The 15,093-nt window shown below is 59.6% G+C and carries 13 protein-coding genes; 10 read left to right on the top strand and 3 right to left on the bottom strand.

Annotated features, from left to right (window positions below; all coding sequences use genetic code 11):
• The first annotated feature begins 121 nt into the window (after positions 1 to 121).
• Together AC30D7_RS26555 and AC30D7_RS26550 are read left to right on the top strand one after the other, a co-directional pair.
• Complete coding sequence (locus AC30D7_RS26555) at positions 122 to 298, top strand: hypothetical protein (RefSeq protein ID WP_019579691.1); 177 nt, start codon at positions 122 to 124, stop codon at positions 296 to 298.
• A gap of 77 nt (positions 299 to 375) precedes the next feature.
• Positions 376 to 2,529, top strand: coding sequence for a mechanosensitive ion channel family protein (locus AC30D7_RS26550; protein WP_490136054.1), 2,154 nt, complete (start codon positions 376 to 378; stop codon positions 2,527 to 2,529).
• Positions 2,530 to 2,564: 35 nt separating this feature from the next.
• Here AC30D7_RS26550 and AC30D7_RS26545 read toward each other — a convergent pair whose 3' ends face one another.
• Complete coding sequence (locus AC30D7_RS26545) at positions 2,565 to 3,278, bottom strand: UTRA domain-containing protein (RefSeq protein WP_007940851.1); 714 nt, start codon at positions 3,276 to 3,278, stop codon at positions 2,565 to 2,567.
• A gap of 351 nt (positions 3,279 to 3,629) precedes the next feature.
• Here AC30D7_RS26545 and AC30D7_RS26540 point away from each other — a divergent pair, with 351 nt between their 5' ends.
• From AC30D7_RS26540 to AC30D7_RS26515, 6 genes are all read left to right on the top strand, one after another.
• Positions 3,630 to 4,697 carry an ABC transporter substrate-binding protein gene (locus AC30D7_RS26540; protein ID WP_490136053.1) on the top strand — a complete coding sequence of 356 codons (1,068 nt, stop codon included), beginning with the start codon at positions 3,630 to 3,632 and terminating at the stop codon, positions 4,695 to 4,697.
• A 187-nt stretch (positions 4,698 to 4,884) separates the two neighbouring features.
• Positions 4,885 to 5,691: an alkaline phosphatase family protein gene (locus tag AC30D7_RS26535; protein WP_490136052.1), complete on the top strand. Its 807-nt coding sequence runs from the start codon at positions 4,885 to 4,887 to the stop codon at positions 5,689 to 5,691.
• 5 nt (positions 5,692 to 5,696) lie between these two features.
• On the top strand, positions 5,697 to 6,533 hold the full coding sequence (locus AC30D7_RS26530; protein WP_490136051.1) for an ABC transporter permease: 837 nt from the start codon (positions 5,697 to 5,699) through the stop codon (positions 6,531 to 6,533).
• Positions 6,520 to 7,320 carry an ABC transporter permease gene (locus AC30D7_RS26525; protein ID WP_105339723.1) on the top strand — a complete coding sequence of 267 codons (801 nt, stop codon included), beginning with the start codon at positions 6,520 to 6,522 and terminating at the stop codon, positions 7,318 to 7,320. Before AC30D7_RS26530 ends, AC30D7_RS26525 begins: the two co-directional genes overlap by 14 nt.
• On the top strand, positions 7,317 to 8,306 hold the full coding sequence (locus AC30D7_RS26520) for an ABC transporter ATP-binding protein (RefSeq protein WP_138866072.1): 990 nt from the start codon (positions 7,317 to 7,319) through the stop codon (positions 8,304 to 8,306). Before AC30D7_RS26525 ends, AC30D7_RS26520 begins: the two co-directional genes overlap by 4 nt.
• 34 nt (positions 8,307 to 8,340) lie before the next feature.
• Positions 8,341 to 8,994 carry an HAD family hydrolase gene (locus tag AC30D7_RS26515; protein ID WP_007936171.1) on the top strand — a complete coding sequence of 218 codons (654 nt, stop codon included), beginning with the start codon at positions 8,341 to 8,343 and terminating at the stop codon, positions 8,992 to 8,994.
• A gap of 104 nt (positions 8,995 to 9,098) precedes the next feature.
• On the opposite strand, the gene AC30D7_RS26510 is transcribed toward AC30D7_RS26515, so the two are convergent.
• The gene (locus tag AC30D7_RS26510) at positions 9,099 to 10,061 is read right to left on the bottom strand and encodes a zinc-binding dehydrogenase (RefSeq protein ID WP_490136050.1); all 963 of its coding nucleotides are present in this window, start codon (positions 10,059 to 10,061) and stop codon (positions 9,099 to 9,101) included.
• A gap of 140 nt (positions 10,062 to 10,201) precedes the next feature.
• Between AC30D7_RS26510 and AC30D7_RS26505 the strand changes: the two genes are divergently transcribed.
• Both AC30D7_RS26505 and AC30D7_RS26500 read left to right on the top strand, forming a co-directional pair.
• Complete coding sequence (locus tag AC30D7_RS26505) at positions 10,202 to 12,283, top strand: carboxy terminal-processing peptidase (protein WP_490136049.1); 2,082 nt, start codon at positions 10,202 to 10,204, stop codon at positions 12,281 to 12,283.
• Positions 12,284 to 12,417: 134 nt separating this feature from the next.
• A complete protein-coding gene (locus AC30D7_RS26500) occupies positions 12,418 to 14,208 on the top strand; it encodes a bifunctional diguanylate cyclase/phosphodiesterase (RefSeq protein WP_490136048.1) in 1,791 nt (596 codons plus the stop codon).
• Between the two features lie 226 nt (positions 14,209 to 14,434).
• Here AC30D7_RS26500 and AC30D7_RS26495 read toward each other — a convergent pair whose 3' ends face one another.
• Complete coding sequence (locus AC30D7_RS26495) at positions 14,435 to 14,758, bottom strand: hypothetical protein (protein ID WP_026286336.1); 324 nt, start codon at positions 14,756 to 14,758, stop codon at positions 14,435 to 14,437.
• Positions 14,759 to 15,093 lie beyond the last annotated feature (335 nt).

The raw sequence follows: 15,093 nt of genomic DNA, 5'->3' as shown, positions 1-15,093 counted from the left end.
GCCCAACGGGAGCAAGCTCCCTCGCCACAATGATCTTGCGATCCATTCCTGCCACACATCACCAACGCCCGCCCGAAAGCCGCCTAGACTTGCAGTACCCTCCTTCGACAAGGCTGTCGCCATGATCTCGATGTCTTCGTTTCACGCCATGCTGGTTCCGATTCTTTCCGGGATGATCATGCTGGCCGTCGGCTTCAACTTTCGCGACAAGAACGTCGGTGTGTTCGCGATGTGGGTCGGCATGTTGATGATCCTCGCCACCGTGATCTACAAGATCCTCGCCAAGCTCAACGAATAAACCCTTTCACCTGGCTCGCATTGATTTTGATGGGCTCGTACACTCGGCCGATCCGCTCATTCGAGGTTAACCGCCTAGTGCTCGCTCGTCTTTTTGCCCTGCCCTGTTTGTTCCTTGTCTGCCTGATGACGCTGCTGCCGCTGACGCCTGCCCAGGCGGTCGGCTTGCCGGGGCTGCTCGGTGGCTCGGCGAAGGCCCAGCCCGAAGCGCAAGCTCCGCTGGGACAGTCGCTGGACGAAGTCATCAAGTCTCTGGAAAACGATCAGCAGCGGACCAAACTGCTGGCGGACCTGAAGAAGTTGCGCGACGTCACCCAAAAAGCCCAACCGACCACGGAAGAAGGCGTGCTGGGCCTGATCGGCGGCACCCTGGCCAGTTTCGAAAAGAAATTTTCCGGCGCCGACAGCCCCGTCACACGCTGGTCTGAAGAAGTCGACCAGGCCAAGGATGAACTGGTGGCACTGATGCTGCCGGCCAATGAATGGCTACCGATTATCTTTGCCTTCGCCATGATCCTGATGGTCTGGAGCCTGCTGGCCGCCGCCCTGATCTGGCTCGGCCACCGGGTGCGCATGCGCTTCGGCCTCACCGAAGAACTGCCGCAACACCCCAAGGCGCTGGACATGCTGCGCTTTGCCTTGCGCAAACTCGGGCCGTGGATGATCGCCCTGGTCATGACGGTTTACATGACCTACGCCCTGCCCTCGTCATTGGGCAAAAGCCTGGCCATGGTGCTGGCTTATGCGCTGGTGGTCGGCACCTGTTTCTCGGCGATCTGCGTCATCGCGTTTTCCCTGCTCGATGGCCCGCATCGCCATCGCGCCTTGTACATCCTGCGTCATCAGGCCTTCCGCCCGTTGTGGCTGATCGGCAGTTTCGCCGCCTTCGGTGAAGCCCTGAACGATCCGCGCCTGATCGCCAGCCTCGGTGAACATCTGGCCCATACGGCGGCGACGTTCGCCAATGTACTGGCGGCGATCTTCACAGGTTTTTTCATTTTGCGTTTCCGCCGGCCCATCGCACACCTGATCCGCAACCAGCCGCTGTCTCGGCGCCTGACCCGCCGCGCCTTGAGCGACACGATCGAAATCCTCGGCACTTTCTGGTATCTGCCGGCGCTGGTGCTGGTGGGCATTTCGCTGTTCGCCACCTTCGTCTCCGCCGGCGACACCAGCACAGCGTTGCGTCAGTCGCTGATCTGCACCGTGCTGCTGGTGTTGTGCATGGTCATCAACGGGCTGGTGCGCCGTCATTCACTCAAGCCTCAACGCGGCCCCAAGCGCCATGCGCTGTATTCGGATCGCCTGAAAAGCTTCTTCTACACCCTCGCCCATCTGCTGGTGTGGCTGGCGTTCATCGAACTCGGCCTGCGGGTCTGGGGCATGTCGCTGATTCGCTTCACCGAAGGCGAAGGCCATGAAGTCAGCGTCAAACTGTTCAGCCTCGGTGGCACACTGATTTTTGCCTGGCTGATCTGGATCCTCAGCGACACCGCCGTGCATCACGCCCTCACCCGCTCACGCAAAGGTCCGGCCAACGCCCGTGCGCAGACGATGATGCCGCTGATCCGCAACGTGCTGTTCGTGGCGATTTTCATCATTGCGCTGATCGTCGCCCTGGCGAACATGGGCATGAACGTCACGCCGCTGCTGGCCGGTGCCGGTGTCATCGGCCTGGCCATCGGTTTCGGCGCGCAATCGCTGGTGGCCGACTTGATCACCGGGCTGTTCATCATCATCGAAGACTCCCTGGCCATCGACGACTACGTGGACGTCGGCGGCCACCTGGGCACGGTCGAAGGCCTGACCATTCGCACCGTGCGCCTGCGGGACATCGACGGCATCGTCCACACCATTCCGTTCAGCGAAATCAAAAGCATCAAGAACTACTCTCGGGAATTCGGCTACGCGATCTTCCGGGTGGCGGTGCCCTCGAACATGGACATCGACGAGGCAATCAAGCTGATGCGCGACGTCGGCCAGAAAATGCGCACCGACCCGCTGCAACGGCGCAACATCTGGTCGCCGCTGGAGATCCAGGGGGTCGAAAGTTTCGAGTCAGGCAATGCGATTCTGCGTGCGCGCTTCAAGACCGCACCGATCAAGCAGTGGGAAGTGTCCCGGGCGTTCAACCTGTCACTCAAGCGGCATCTGGATGAGGCCGGGCTGGATCTGGCGACACCGCGCATGAGCATTCAGGTGATCGCCCCTGGGGGCGAACAATCTGCGTAGACGAAAAATATCGTGTGGGCAGGCGCAGCGCGGGTTCAGACCACATCCACCCCGACATGAATCGCATCATGGCGCCAAAACTCCAGGTCACAATCGATCAGCCGCTGATGCTGATCGTAGTTGACCCGGGCAATCCGCAACCCCGGGCTGCCCACCGACACCCGTAAAGCCGCCGCCGCGTCCACCGACAACGCGGTCGGCACAATCTCGAAGCGCACCCGCCCGTAGTGCAAGTCGTAATGCCGCGCATACAGTTCGGTCATCGACTGATTCAGATCGAAATCCAGGATCCCCGGAAAATATTGCGGGTTCAGGTAGTGCTCCACATACAGCACCAATCGCCCGTCAATCCGTCGCGAGCGGCATATCTGGATCACGCTCGACAGCGCCGGCAACTGCAACCAGGCACACACCGCCGCTGACGCCGGTTGCAAACGCGCGGAAATCACCTCAGTGGACGGCACCCGCCCTTGGGCGCTGACCATCGCGTGAAAGTGGCTGCGTTGCATCAGGTTATAAGCCAGCCGTGGCGGCGACACGAACCAGCCGCGCCGCTCTTCGCGATAAATCTGGCCCTGGGCCTCCAACTGCAACAACGCCTCACGCACGGTGATCCGCGTGGTACCGAACAACTCACTGAGCTTGCGCTCGGCCGGCAACTTGCTCCCGGGCGCCAACAGGCCATGGTCGAGCTGTTCTTGCAGAACCTGCCCGATCGCTGTCACCGCTTTGGTTGTCTCGATGCGCATCAACGTTACCTATCTGGACTAGACCAGCACTGATTCAGGGCAGAACCGCGATCGAAACCGGGCTCCATCAACTGCCTGCAAGCCTAGGCACTGCAGATGACTGACAGATGACAAAGCCGCCGAACGGTTGCTTCAGACACCTGCAATTTCATGGCCAAGTCCCTTTCATATCAGCCCTTTAGCCATGGTCTACGCTTATCTCGCACCCCGCGTATCCGAGCGCAGGAAATTCAGGCCGACCGGTCGTCGACATCAAAATGTCATCCAGGACGCCTAAATTGGCTCAGGTATTGCTGACCTAGACCAACACAACCGCAATCGCAGCGTTGAAAACGCCCAAAGGAGCTTCGGATGAAACAGTTTTTCCTGGCATCACTGTTAGGCTCGACCATTGCCCTGTGCACTGCCGCCATGGCGGCGGATACCGATCTGAAAACACTCGAAGCCGCTGCGAAAGCGGAAGGCGCCGTCAACAGCGTCGGCATGCCCGATGACTGGGCCAACTGGAAAGGCACCTGGGAAGACCTGGCCAAGAAATACGGCCTGAAACACATCGACACCGACATGAGCTCGGCCCAGGAAATCGCCAAGTTCGCCGCCGAAAAAGACAACGCCACCGCCGACATCGGCGACGTCGGTGCCGCCTTCGGCCCGATCGCGGTCAAGCAAGGCGTGGTGCAACCTTATAAGCCGAGCACTTGGGAACAGGTTCCGGCCTGGGCCAAGGACAAGGACGGTAACTGGGCGCTGGCCTACACCGGCTCCATCGCGTTCATCATCAATAAAAAGTTGCTGCACGGTTCCGAGGCACCGACCAAATGGGCCGACCTCAAGACCGGCAAATACAAAGTTTCCATCGGTGACGTGAGCACCGCGGCTCAAGCGGCCAACGGTGTACTGGCTGCCGCCCTCGCCAATGGCGGTAACGAGAAAAACATTCAGCCGGCCCTGCTGCTGTTCGCTGACATCGCCAAGCAAGGTCGCCTGTCCATGGCCAACCCGACGATTGCCACCATGGAAAAGGGTGAAATCGAAGTCGGTGTGGTCTGGGATTTCAACGGTCTGAGCTACAAGGCCAAGATGGCCAATCCGGATGACTACACCGTGCTGATTCCATCCGATGGCTCGGTGATCTCCGGCTACACCACCATCATCAACAAATACGCCAAGCACCCGAACGCCGCCAAGCTGGCCCGCGAATACATCTTCAGCGACGCTGGCCAGATCAACCTGGCGAAAGGCAACGCCCGTCCGATCCGCGCCGAGCATTTGACTCTGCCGGAAGAGGTCAAGGCCAAGCTGCTGCCTAACGAGCAGTACAAAAATGTCACGCCGATCAAAGACGCCGACGCATGGGAGAAGACCTCCAAGGCGTTGCCGCAGAAGTGGCAGGAAGACGTCATCATCAATATGCCGTAAGGCAATAGATCCCCATTGGGGGATCTGATGGAGATCCATGTGGGAGCGGGCTTGCTCGCGAAGGCGGACTGACATTCAACACATTTGTTGACTGACACGCCGCTTTCGCGAGCAAGCCCGCTCCCACACTGGATCGAGTGAAGCCTGAGCCTTTTCGAACACCTGTTTTTGCGGAGTCCCAACCCCCATGAAGCACAACGTCATCCTTGTCGTGCTCGACGGCCTCAATTACGAAGTCGCGCGCCACGCCATGGGGCATCTGCAGGCTTACGTTGGCGCAGGACGCGCGGCGCTCTACAAACTGGAATGCGAACTGCCGGCCCTGTCCCGACCGCTTTACGAATGCATCCTGACCGGCGTTGCGCCGATCGACAGCGGCATCGTTCACAACAACGTCTCGCGCCTGTCCAACCAGCGCAGCATCTACCATTACGCCAGCGACGCCGGCCTGAAAACCGCCGCAGCGGCCTATCACTGGGTCAGCGAGTTGTATAACCGTTCACCGTTCGTGGCCGCCCGGGACCGTCACACCGACGACCCGAAACTGCCGATCCAGCACGGTCACTTCTACTGGAGCGACCACTACCCGGATTCGCACCTGTTCGCCGACGCGGAAAACCTGCGCCTGCGCCACGCGCCGAACTTTCTCTTGATCCACCCCATGAACATCGACGACGCCGGGCACAAGCACGGCCTCGACACCCCGCAATACCGCAACAGCGCCCGCTCGGCGGACGTCATCCTCGCCGACTACCTGCAAGGCTGGCTCGACGCCGGATACCAGGTGCTGGTGACCGCCGACCATGGCATGAACAACGACCGCTCGCACAACGGCCTGCTGCCCGAAGAACGCGAAGTGCCGCTGTTCGTCCTCGGCGACGCCTTCAGTTTCAACCAAGGCGCTGCACCGAAACAAACCGAACTGTGCGGTACCGTCTGCGAACTGCTGGGCGTGCCCCACGATAAACCTGTGTGCCGGGAGCTGCTCAAGTGAACGCCATGACCCGCAGTAAATGGCTGGCCGCTCTGTGCCTGGTGCCCTTCGCGATTTTCTTCTTCGTGTTCGAGATCGCCCCGCTGCTCTGGGTGATGATCAACAGCCTGCAATCGGAAGAGTTCGGTTGGGGCCTGGCCAACTTCAGCAAAATCTTCAATTCAAAGTTCTATTTGCAGGCGATCCAGTACAGCCTCGAGATCAGTTTCTGGTCCAGCGTATTCGGCATCGTCATTGCCGTACTCGGCGCCTACTCCCTGCGCCGGGTCGACTCGAAACTGCGCAACTTCGTGAATGCGTTCGCCAACATGACCAGCAACTTCGCCGGTGTGCCCCTGGCCTTCGCGTTCATCATCTTGCTGGGGTTCAACGGCACCTTCACCATCATGCTGAAACAGGCCGGAATCATTCAGGATTTCAACCTGTACTCGAAAACCGGGCTGATCATTCTCTACACCTACTTCCAGATTCCCCTGGGCGTGCTGTTGCTCTACCCGGCCTTCGATGCCCTGCGCGAAGACTGGCGTGAGTCCGCCGCCTTGCTCGGCGCCAACGGCTGGCAATTCTGGCGACACATCGGTCTGCCGGTGCTGACCCCGGCACTGCTGGGCACGTTCGTGATTCTGCTGGCCAACGCCCTCGGCGCCTACGCCACGGTCTACGCGCTGACCACCGGCAACTTCAACGTGTTGCCGATCCGTATCGCGGCGATGGTGTCCGGCGACATTTCCCTCGACCCGAACCTCGCCAGCGCCTTGGCCGTGGTGCTGGTGGCGTTGATGACCCTGGTGACCATCGTGCATCAGCTGCTGTTGAAGAGGAGCTACCATGTCTCGCGCTGAACTGGGGCCCGTCGGTGTCTACCACCGGGTCATCGTGTATTTGCTGTTTGCCATTCTGTTATTGCCGCTGCTCGGAACCTTGATCTACTCGATCGCCAGCAGTTGGTCGGCGACGATTATGCCCAGCGGCTTTACCTTCAAGTGGTATATCCAGCTGTGGAGTGATCCGCGTTTTCTCGACGCGTTCGGTCAGTCGTTGCTGGTTTGTATCGGCTCGCTGATTCTGTCGGTGGTGCTGATCCTGCCGCTGCTGTTCGTGGTGCATTACCACTTCCCGAAGCTCGACGCGCTGATGAACATCCTGATCCTGCTGCCCTTCGCGGTGCCGCCGGTGGTGTCGTCGGTGGGGCTGTTGCAGCTCTACGGTTCGGGGCCGTTCGCGATGGTGGGTACGCCATGGATTCTGATCGGTTGCTACTTCACCGTGGCGCTGCCGTTCATGTACCGGGCGATCACCAACAACCTGCAAGCGATCAACCTGCGCGACCTGATGGACGCCGCGCAACTGCTCGGCGCCAGCACTTTTCAAGCAGCCTTCCTGGTGGTGTTGCCGAACCTGCGCAAGGGGCTGATGGTAGCGTTGCTGCTGTCCTTCTCGTTCCTGTTCGGTGAGTTCGTGTTCGCCAACATCCTCGTCGGCACCCGCTACGAAACCCTGCAGGTCTACCTCAACAACATGCGCAACAGCAGCGGCCACTTCACCAGTGCGCTGGTGATTTCCTACTTCTTCTTTGTGCTGGTTCTGACCTGGGTGGCCAATATCTTGAACAAGGACAAAAGCGAATGAGCTATGTGAGCGTCCAACATCTTCAAAAAGATTACTCAGGCACCACCGTATTCAGTGACATCAACTGCGAAATCAAGAAAGGCGAATTCGTCACCCTGCTCGGCCCATCCGGTTGCGGCAAGTCCACGCTGCTGCGCTGCATCGCCGGCCTGACCTCGGTGGACGGCGGCCAGATTCTGCTGGAAGGTCACGACCTCGTCCCGCTGAGCCCGCAGAAACGTGGGATCGGCATGGTGTTCCAGAGTTATGCGCTGTTCCCGAACATGACCGTGGAGCAGAACGTCGCCTTCGGTTTGCGTATGCAGAAGGTCAACGCCGACGACAGCCAAAAACGCGTCGCCGAAGTGCTGAGACTGGTAGAGCTCAATGACTTCGCCGCCCGCTACCCGCATCAGCTGTCCGGTGGCCAGTGCCAGCGTGTCGCTCTCGCTCGTTCGTTGGTGACCCGGCCTCGGCTGTTGTTGCTGGATGAGCCGCTGTCGGCGCTGGATGCGCGGATTCGCAAGCACTTGCGCGAACAGATCCGTCAGATCCAGCGCGAACTCGGCCTGACCACGATCTTCGTCACTCACGATCAGGAAGAAGCCCTGACCATGTCTGACCGAATCTTCCTGATGAATCAGGGAAAGATCGTACAGAGTGGCGATGCCGAAACCCTCTACACCGCGCCCGTCGACGTGTTCGCCGCAGGCTTCATCGGCAACTACAACCTGCTGGACGCCGACAGCGCCAGCAAACTGCTGCAACGGCCGATCACCCACCGCATCGCCATTCGTCCGGAGGCCATCGAACTGAGCCTGAACGGTGAGCTCGACGCGCAGGTGCGCAGCCACAGCCTGTTGGGCAACGTGATTCGCTATCGGGTGGAAGCTCGGGGGGTGGAATTGGTGGTGGATGTGCTGAACCGCTCGGCGTCCGATCTGCATCCCGATGGTCAGCGCCTGGCACTTTCCATCGATCCGACAGCCCTGTGTGAGGTAGCCTGATGACCTTGCTGATGTTGAAGAGAGAACCGTACTGATGGCCCTGGCAATTTTTGATCTGGACGAAACCCTGATCCATGGCGACTGCGCCTCGCTGTGGAGCGAACAGATGGCCCGCCTCGGCTGGGTCGATGGCGAATCCTTCCTGCGTCGCGACAAGGAATTGATGGATGCGTACGGCAGGGGCCACCTGGCCATGGAGGACTACATGGCCTTCAGCCTGGAGCCGCTGATCGGTCGCACGCCGCAAGAGCTCGAGCACTTGGTGGCGCCCTGGGTGGAAGACTTCATCGAGCCGATCATCTTCAGCGACGCCACCAAAACCATCGCCGCCCACCGCAAGGCCGGCGACCGGATTCTGGTGATCTCGGCCTCGGGCACGCATTTGGTCAAGCCAATTGCCGACCGTCTGGGGATCGATGAAATTCTCGGCATCGAACTGGAAGTGGCGCACGGGGTGTACAGCGGCAACACGGTGGGCACCCTGACCTACCGCGAAGGCAAGATCACCCGCTTGCTGGAATGGCTGGACGCCGAAGAGGAAAACCTTGAAGGCGCGAGTTTCTATTCCGATTCACGCAACGATCTGCCGCTGCTGCTGAAGGTGGATTTCCCGCATGTGGTGAATCCGGATCCAGTGTTGCTCGAACACGCCGAAAAAGCCGGCTGGCCGATCCATATCTGGAAGTAACCAAGAGCCCTTGTAGGAGCGAGGCTTGCCCGCGAATGATGCGATGCGGTGTATCTGTCATACCGCGTCGCATCATTCGCGGGCAAGCCTCGCTCCTACTGGGTTCAGGTCAGGCTGTCGTCAATCACCAGCACCAGCTTGCCCGACACCTGATTGGTCGCCAGCTCCGCAAACGCCGCTTCGGCGTCCTCGATCGCAAACGTCCTGGCCAGTTGCGGGCTCAAACGCCCTTCGGCAAACAGCGGCCAGACGTGCTGGCTGAGATCGCTGAACAAATCGGCCTTGAACTGCTCGTCGCGATTGCGCAGGGTCGAACCCAGCAGTTGCACGCGCTTGGCCAGCACCTGCGCCAGATCCAGCTGCGCTTCACGACCGCCCATCAAACCGATCAACACCCAACGGCCATCGCGAGCCAGCAGCTTGAGGTTCAGCGCCGCATAGTTGCCACCCACCGGATCCAGGATCACATCGAACGGCCCCAGATCGTTCAGGCGGTCCAGATCCTTATTGCGCACCACTCCACCCTGGGCACCCAACGCTTCGCAGTAGGCCAGACGATCCTCGGAGCCGACGCTGACCCAGCACGGGTTGCCAAATGCCTTGCACAGCTGAATGGCAGCTGAACCGATTCCACTTGCTCCGGCGTGCAGAAGAACTTTCTCACCCGGCTTGAGCGCAGCCAGTTGAAACAAATTCAGCCAAACCGTCGCATACACTTCCGGCAACGCCGCGGCCTCGGCCAGGGACAATCCTTCGGGAACTGGCAGCACATGCCGTCCGTCGACAACTACCTCTTCGGCCATCCCACCCCCGGCCAGCAAGGCGCAAACCCGATCTCCGACCTGCCAGGACGAGCCCGGGCCGACCTCGCTGATCACCCCCGAACACTCAAGACCCAGTGCTTGACTGGCTCCCGGCGGTGGCGGATACAGGCCCGCTTTCTGCAACAAATCGGCTCGATTGAGTCCCGCTGCCGCCACTCGGATACGAACTTGTCCTACATCGCACGTAGGACTCGGCTCCTCAACCCACTCCACTCGCCCCTCAACGCCTTGCAATGCTTTCACAGTGCCTCCATAGTGAGTCTGGACTGAGCCCGAAGCTATAGCGCCGGGCTTTCTTGCATTATGCGACCGGCCCTTGTGGGAACCGGCGACTTCAAAGACGGCCTAATATGCGTGATCAATTGTCCCCGCGTCGAATCAGCATGAAGCATTTTTTCCCCAGCACCGCCCTCGCTCTTGTCATTGGTCTCGGTCTCTTGCCGATGTCGAGCAATTCGTTCGCAGCCAACAGCTGGGACAAGCTTCAGCCCGATCGCGACGAAGTCATCGCCAGTCTGAACGTCGTCGAATTGCTCAAGCGTCACCATTACAGCAAGCCGCCGCTCGACGATGCGCGCTCCGCGATCATCTACGACAGCTACCTCAAGCTGCTGGATCCATCGCGCAGCTACTTCATGGCCAGTGACATTGCCGAATTCGACAAATGGAAAACCCAGTTTGACGACTTCCTCAAGAGCGGCGACCTGAACGCCGGGTTCACCATGTACAAGCGCTATCTGGACCGCGTCAAGGCGCGTCTGGACTTTGCCCTTGCCGAGCTGAACAAGGGCGTCGACAAGATCGACTTCACCACCAAGGAAACCTTGCTGGTCGACCGCAAGGATGCCCCTTGGCTCAAGACCACCGCCGAGCTCGACGACCTGTGGCGCAAACGCGTCAAGGACGAAGTGCTGCGGATGAAGATCTCCGGCAAAGAGCCAAAGCAGATTCAGGAAACCCTGACCAAGCGTTACAAGAATCAGCTGGCGCGTCTGGACCAGACCCGCGCGGAAGATATCTTCCAGGCGTACATCAACACCTTCGCCATGTCGTACGACCCGCACACCAACTATCTGTCGCCGGATAACGCGGAGAACTTCGACATCAACATGAGCCTGTCCCTGGAGGGCATCGGCGCCGTGTTGCAGAGCGATAACGATCAAGTCAAAGTCGTGCGCCTGGTGCCTGCCGGCCCGGCCGACAAGACCAAGCAGGTCGCTCCGGCCGACAAGATCATCGGCGTGGCCCAGGGCAACAAAGAGATGGTCGACGTGGTCGGCTGGCGCCTGGACGAAGTGGTCAAACTGATTCGTGGGCCGAAAGGCACCGTGGTGCGCCTGGAAGTGATTCCGGCCAGCAACGCGCCGAATGACCAGACCAGCAAGATCGTGCCGATCACCCGCGAAGCGGTGAAGCTTGAAGATCAGGCGGTGAAGAAGTCGATCCTCAGCCTCAAGCAGGATGGCAAGGACTACAAGCTCGGCGTCATCGAGATCCCGGCCTTCTACCTGGACTTCAAGGCCTTCCGTGCCGGCGATCCGGACTACAAGAGCACCACCCGCGACGTCAAGAAGCTGCTGACCGAGCTGCAGAAAGACAAGGTCGACGGCGTGGTCATCGACCTGCGCAACAACGGCGGCGGTTCCTTGCAGGAAGCCACCGAGCTGACCAGCCTGTTCATCGACAAAGGTCCGACCGTGCTGGTGCGTAACGCCGACGGCCGGGTCGATGTACTGGAAGATGAAAACCCGGGCGCGTTCTACAAAGGCCCGATGGCGTTGCTGGTCAACCGTTTGTCCGCCTCAGCGTCGGAGATCTTCGCCGGTGCGATGCAGGACTACCACCGTGCACTGATCATTGGCGGCCAGACCTTCGGCAAAGGCACCGTGCAAACCATTCAGCCGCTGAACCATGGCGAACTGAAACTGACCCTGGCCAAGTTCTACCGGGTTTCCGGCCAGAGCACCCAGCATCAGGGCGTACTGCCGGACATCGATTACCCGTCGATCATCGACACCAAGGAAATCGGCGAAAGCGCCCTGCCGGAAGCCATGCCGTGGGACACCATCCGTGCGGCCATCAAGCCGGCGCTCGACCCGTTCAAACCGTACATCACACAGCTCAAGTCCGAGCATGACGTGCGCACGGCCAAAGACGCGGAGTTCGTGTTCATTCGCGACAAACTGGCCCTGGCCCAGAAGCTGATGGCCGAAAAAACCGTCAGCCTCAATGAAGCCGACCGTCGTGCACAACACGCCGATATCGAAGCCAAGCAACTGGCCATGGAAAACATCCGTCGCAAGGCCAAGGGTGAAGAGCCGCTCAAAGAGCTGAAGAAAGAAGACGAAGATGCCATCGCGGCCGAGCCGGACAAGACCAAACCAGAAGACGACGCCTACCTGAGCGAGACCGGGCGGATTCTGCTGGATTACTTGAAACTCAACACCGCGGTCGCCAAGCACTAAGTGCTTACAATCAAGATGATGGCAATTTAATACTGACGCTCCCCGGAGTGTCATCAAACAGACATCATTCTGTCGTGAAATAAAGGACTGGGAGCTTTGCGCTCTCAGTCCTTTTTTTATCGCCAGAGATCGCCATGACCACAACCGAACAGCTGAGTGCCTTGAGCTCAATACTGACTCAAAGCGGTTTGCACAGCCTGTTCCAGCCGATCATCTCCCTCTCCGAACGACAGATCATCGGCTACGAAGCCCTCAGCCGTGGCCCCTCCAACAGCCCGCTGCACTCCCCCATTGCCCTGTTCGCGGTCGCTCGCCAGGCCGGTCGCCTCAGCGAACTGGAAATCGCTTGCCGCCAAAGCGCTTGCCGACGTTTTAATGAACAGCAACTGCCCGGCAAACTGTTCCTCAATGTGTCCCCGGAATCCCTGCTCGAAGCCGCCCACCAACCCGGCCGCACCCTGCAACTGCTGCAGGATTTCGGCATACCGCCGAGCCAGGTGGTGATCGAACTCACCGAACAGACCCCGACCGACGATTTCCAGTTGCTGCAAACCGCCCTGCATCACTATCGGGCGATGGGCTTTTCGATTGCGCTGGATGATCTGGGCGCGGGTTATTCGAGCTTGCGGCTGTGGTCTGAATTGCGGCCGGATTACGTCAAGATCGATCGGCACTTCATCGACGGCATTCATCAGGACGCGCTCAAACGTGAATTCGTCGGTTCGATCCTGCAGATCGCCAAGGCTTCGCGGGCAAAAGTGATCGCCGAAGGCATCGAATTGCCAGAAGAACTCGCCGTGCTGACCGAAATGGGCGTCGATCTTGTGCAAGGCTATCTGCTCTGCCGGCCCCAGGAGCATCCGCCCCGCGATGCCCGAACCTTGATGCCCAAACCAACCAGCGCCGCAGCGATGCTGAACGAGGACGCCAGTGACCTCAGCGCCCTGCTCAACGACCAACCGGCGATGGCCAGCGACACCCCGACCGCCACCGTACTGGAAGCCTTCCGTCGCCAGGCCAACCTGAACTCCCTGGCGGTGCTCGACAAGCAAGGCCGGCCGTGCGGCATTGTTCACCGTCATTCGCTTTCGGATGCCCTGCTCAAGCCCTTTGCCACCGACCTGTTCGCCCGCAAACCCATCAGCCGCTTGATGAGCGACGACTTCCTCGCCGTGGAACTGAGCCAGTCGCTGCAACAGGTCAGCCGCCTGATCACCAGCCGCGCCCGCCAACGCATCGAAGAAGACTTCATCATCACCCTCAACGGCGGCTATCTGGGCCTGGGCCGAGTGATCGACGTACTCAAACTGATTACCGAACTGAAAATCCAGCAAGCCCGCTACGCCAACCCGCTGACCCTGCTGCCAGGCAACGTGCCGATCCAGCAATGCCTGACACGCCTGCTGCAACAGGAACGGGAGTCGGTGATCTGCTACGTGGACATCGACAGCTTCAAACCCTTCAACGACATCTACGGCTACGGTCGCGGGGATGAAGTCCTACTGTGCCTGGCGCAATGCCTGAACGACCGCGTCGACCCGTCCCGCGACTTCGTCGGCCATATCGGCGGTGACGACTTCCTGCTGGTGCTCGGCCCGGAAGACTGGCGCAAACGCCTGAACCAACTGCTGGACGACTTCCACAGCCAATGCCGACGCTTCTACCGCAACGAACACCTCGAAGCCGGCTGCTTCATCGCCCCCAACCGCCAGGGTGTGCGCCAGGAGTTTCCGCTGCTGTCCCTGTCCATCGGCGTGGTACATCTGCATCCACAGGCCTGCGGACAACTCGACGCGAGCCAGCTAGCGGAAATGGCCTCCCAGGCCAAACACCACGCCAAGAATGTGCCGGGGTATAGCGTGCATGTGATTGATAGCCTGGCGGTGCCGACAACCGAAGAAGCGTTGGTTGCCGGGCATCGGTGATTTGCCATATTTGATCTTGAACGCAAAACCTGTAGGAGCGAGGCTTGCCCGCGAAGAACGATAACGCGTAATACTTGAAAAACCACGGTACATCCTTCGCGCGCAAGCCTCGCTTGTATGTTTGCGGATTTGTTTGCCCCACCGAATCCGTAGGAGCCGCTGAAGTCTGCGATCTTTTGATCTTGCTTTTGTGGCAAGGCCCCCTCGCCACAAAAACCACTCGGATCTAGTCCGAAGACCGAGCCCGCAACCGCCGCCCAATCACATCCAGCACATCACAGCCATCGCGCAGCGGAATGGCACAGAGCAAGGCAAAGTCGCTGAGGATCATCGAATCGCACTCGACTGAGCCACGCATGGACAGGTTCTCAAGCACTTGGGTGACGGCGCGAATTCGATAGCTGGCGGCTTCGGTCAGAATGTCCAGCGGCGCGTGGGTGTCGACAAACAGGGTGGGCATGTCGGTGCAGTTGCTGGTCAACGCCATGAAGCGGTTTTTGGGATGGGGAATTGGTTTTTCGTAGGGTGGATCAGGATGTAGTGTTGGCATTTGAGACCTTCCGATGAAAATGGGAGCTGCCAAAAGCCTTCCTACAGGCATGGGTGGCAGCTATACGCGGGGTAGGAATACCGAGCATCGGAAACTCGACCACGCCGAAACGTGCCCGCGCACAGCCGCCGCGACAGATATTACGGACGCACATTGACGGCCGCAAATCTGACTTCGATTGCTAACGCATTACCGATGCTCAAAGGGTTCCTACACCCCCTCACTGATATTCAGTGACCACTAAAGCCTAGCGATCGAACTCACTGCGCACCAGTTCACGAAAATCGCCACAACTTGAAGGAAATTTCCGAAGACCTTGCCCAGAAATTTCGCTC

This window comes from Pseudomonas sp. DF5, assembly GCF_058148225.1.
Note: the sequence above shows the minus strand (reverse complement) of the source record. Positions and strands in the feature narration are given on the sequence as shown.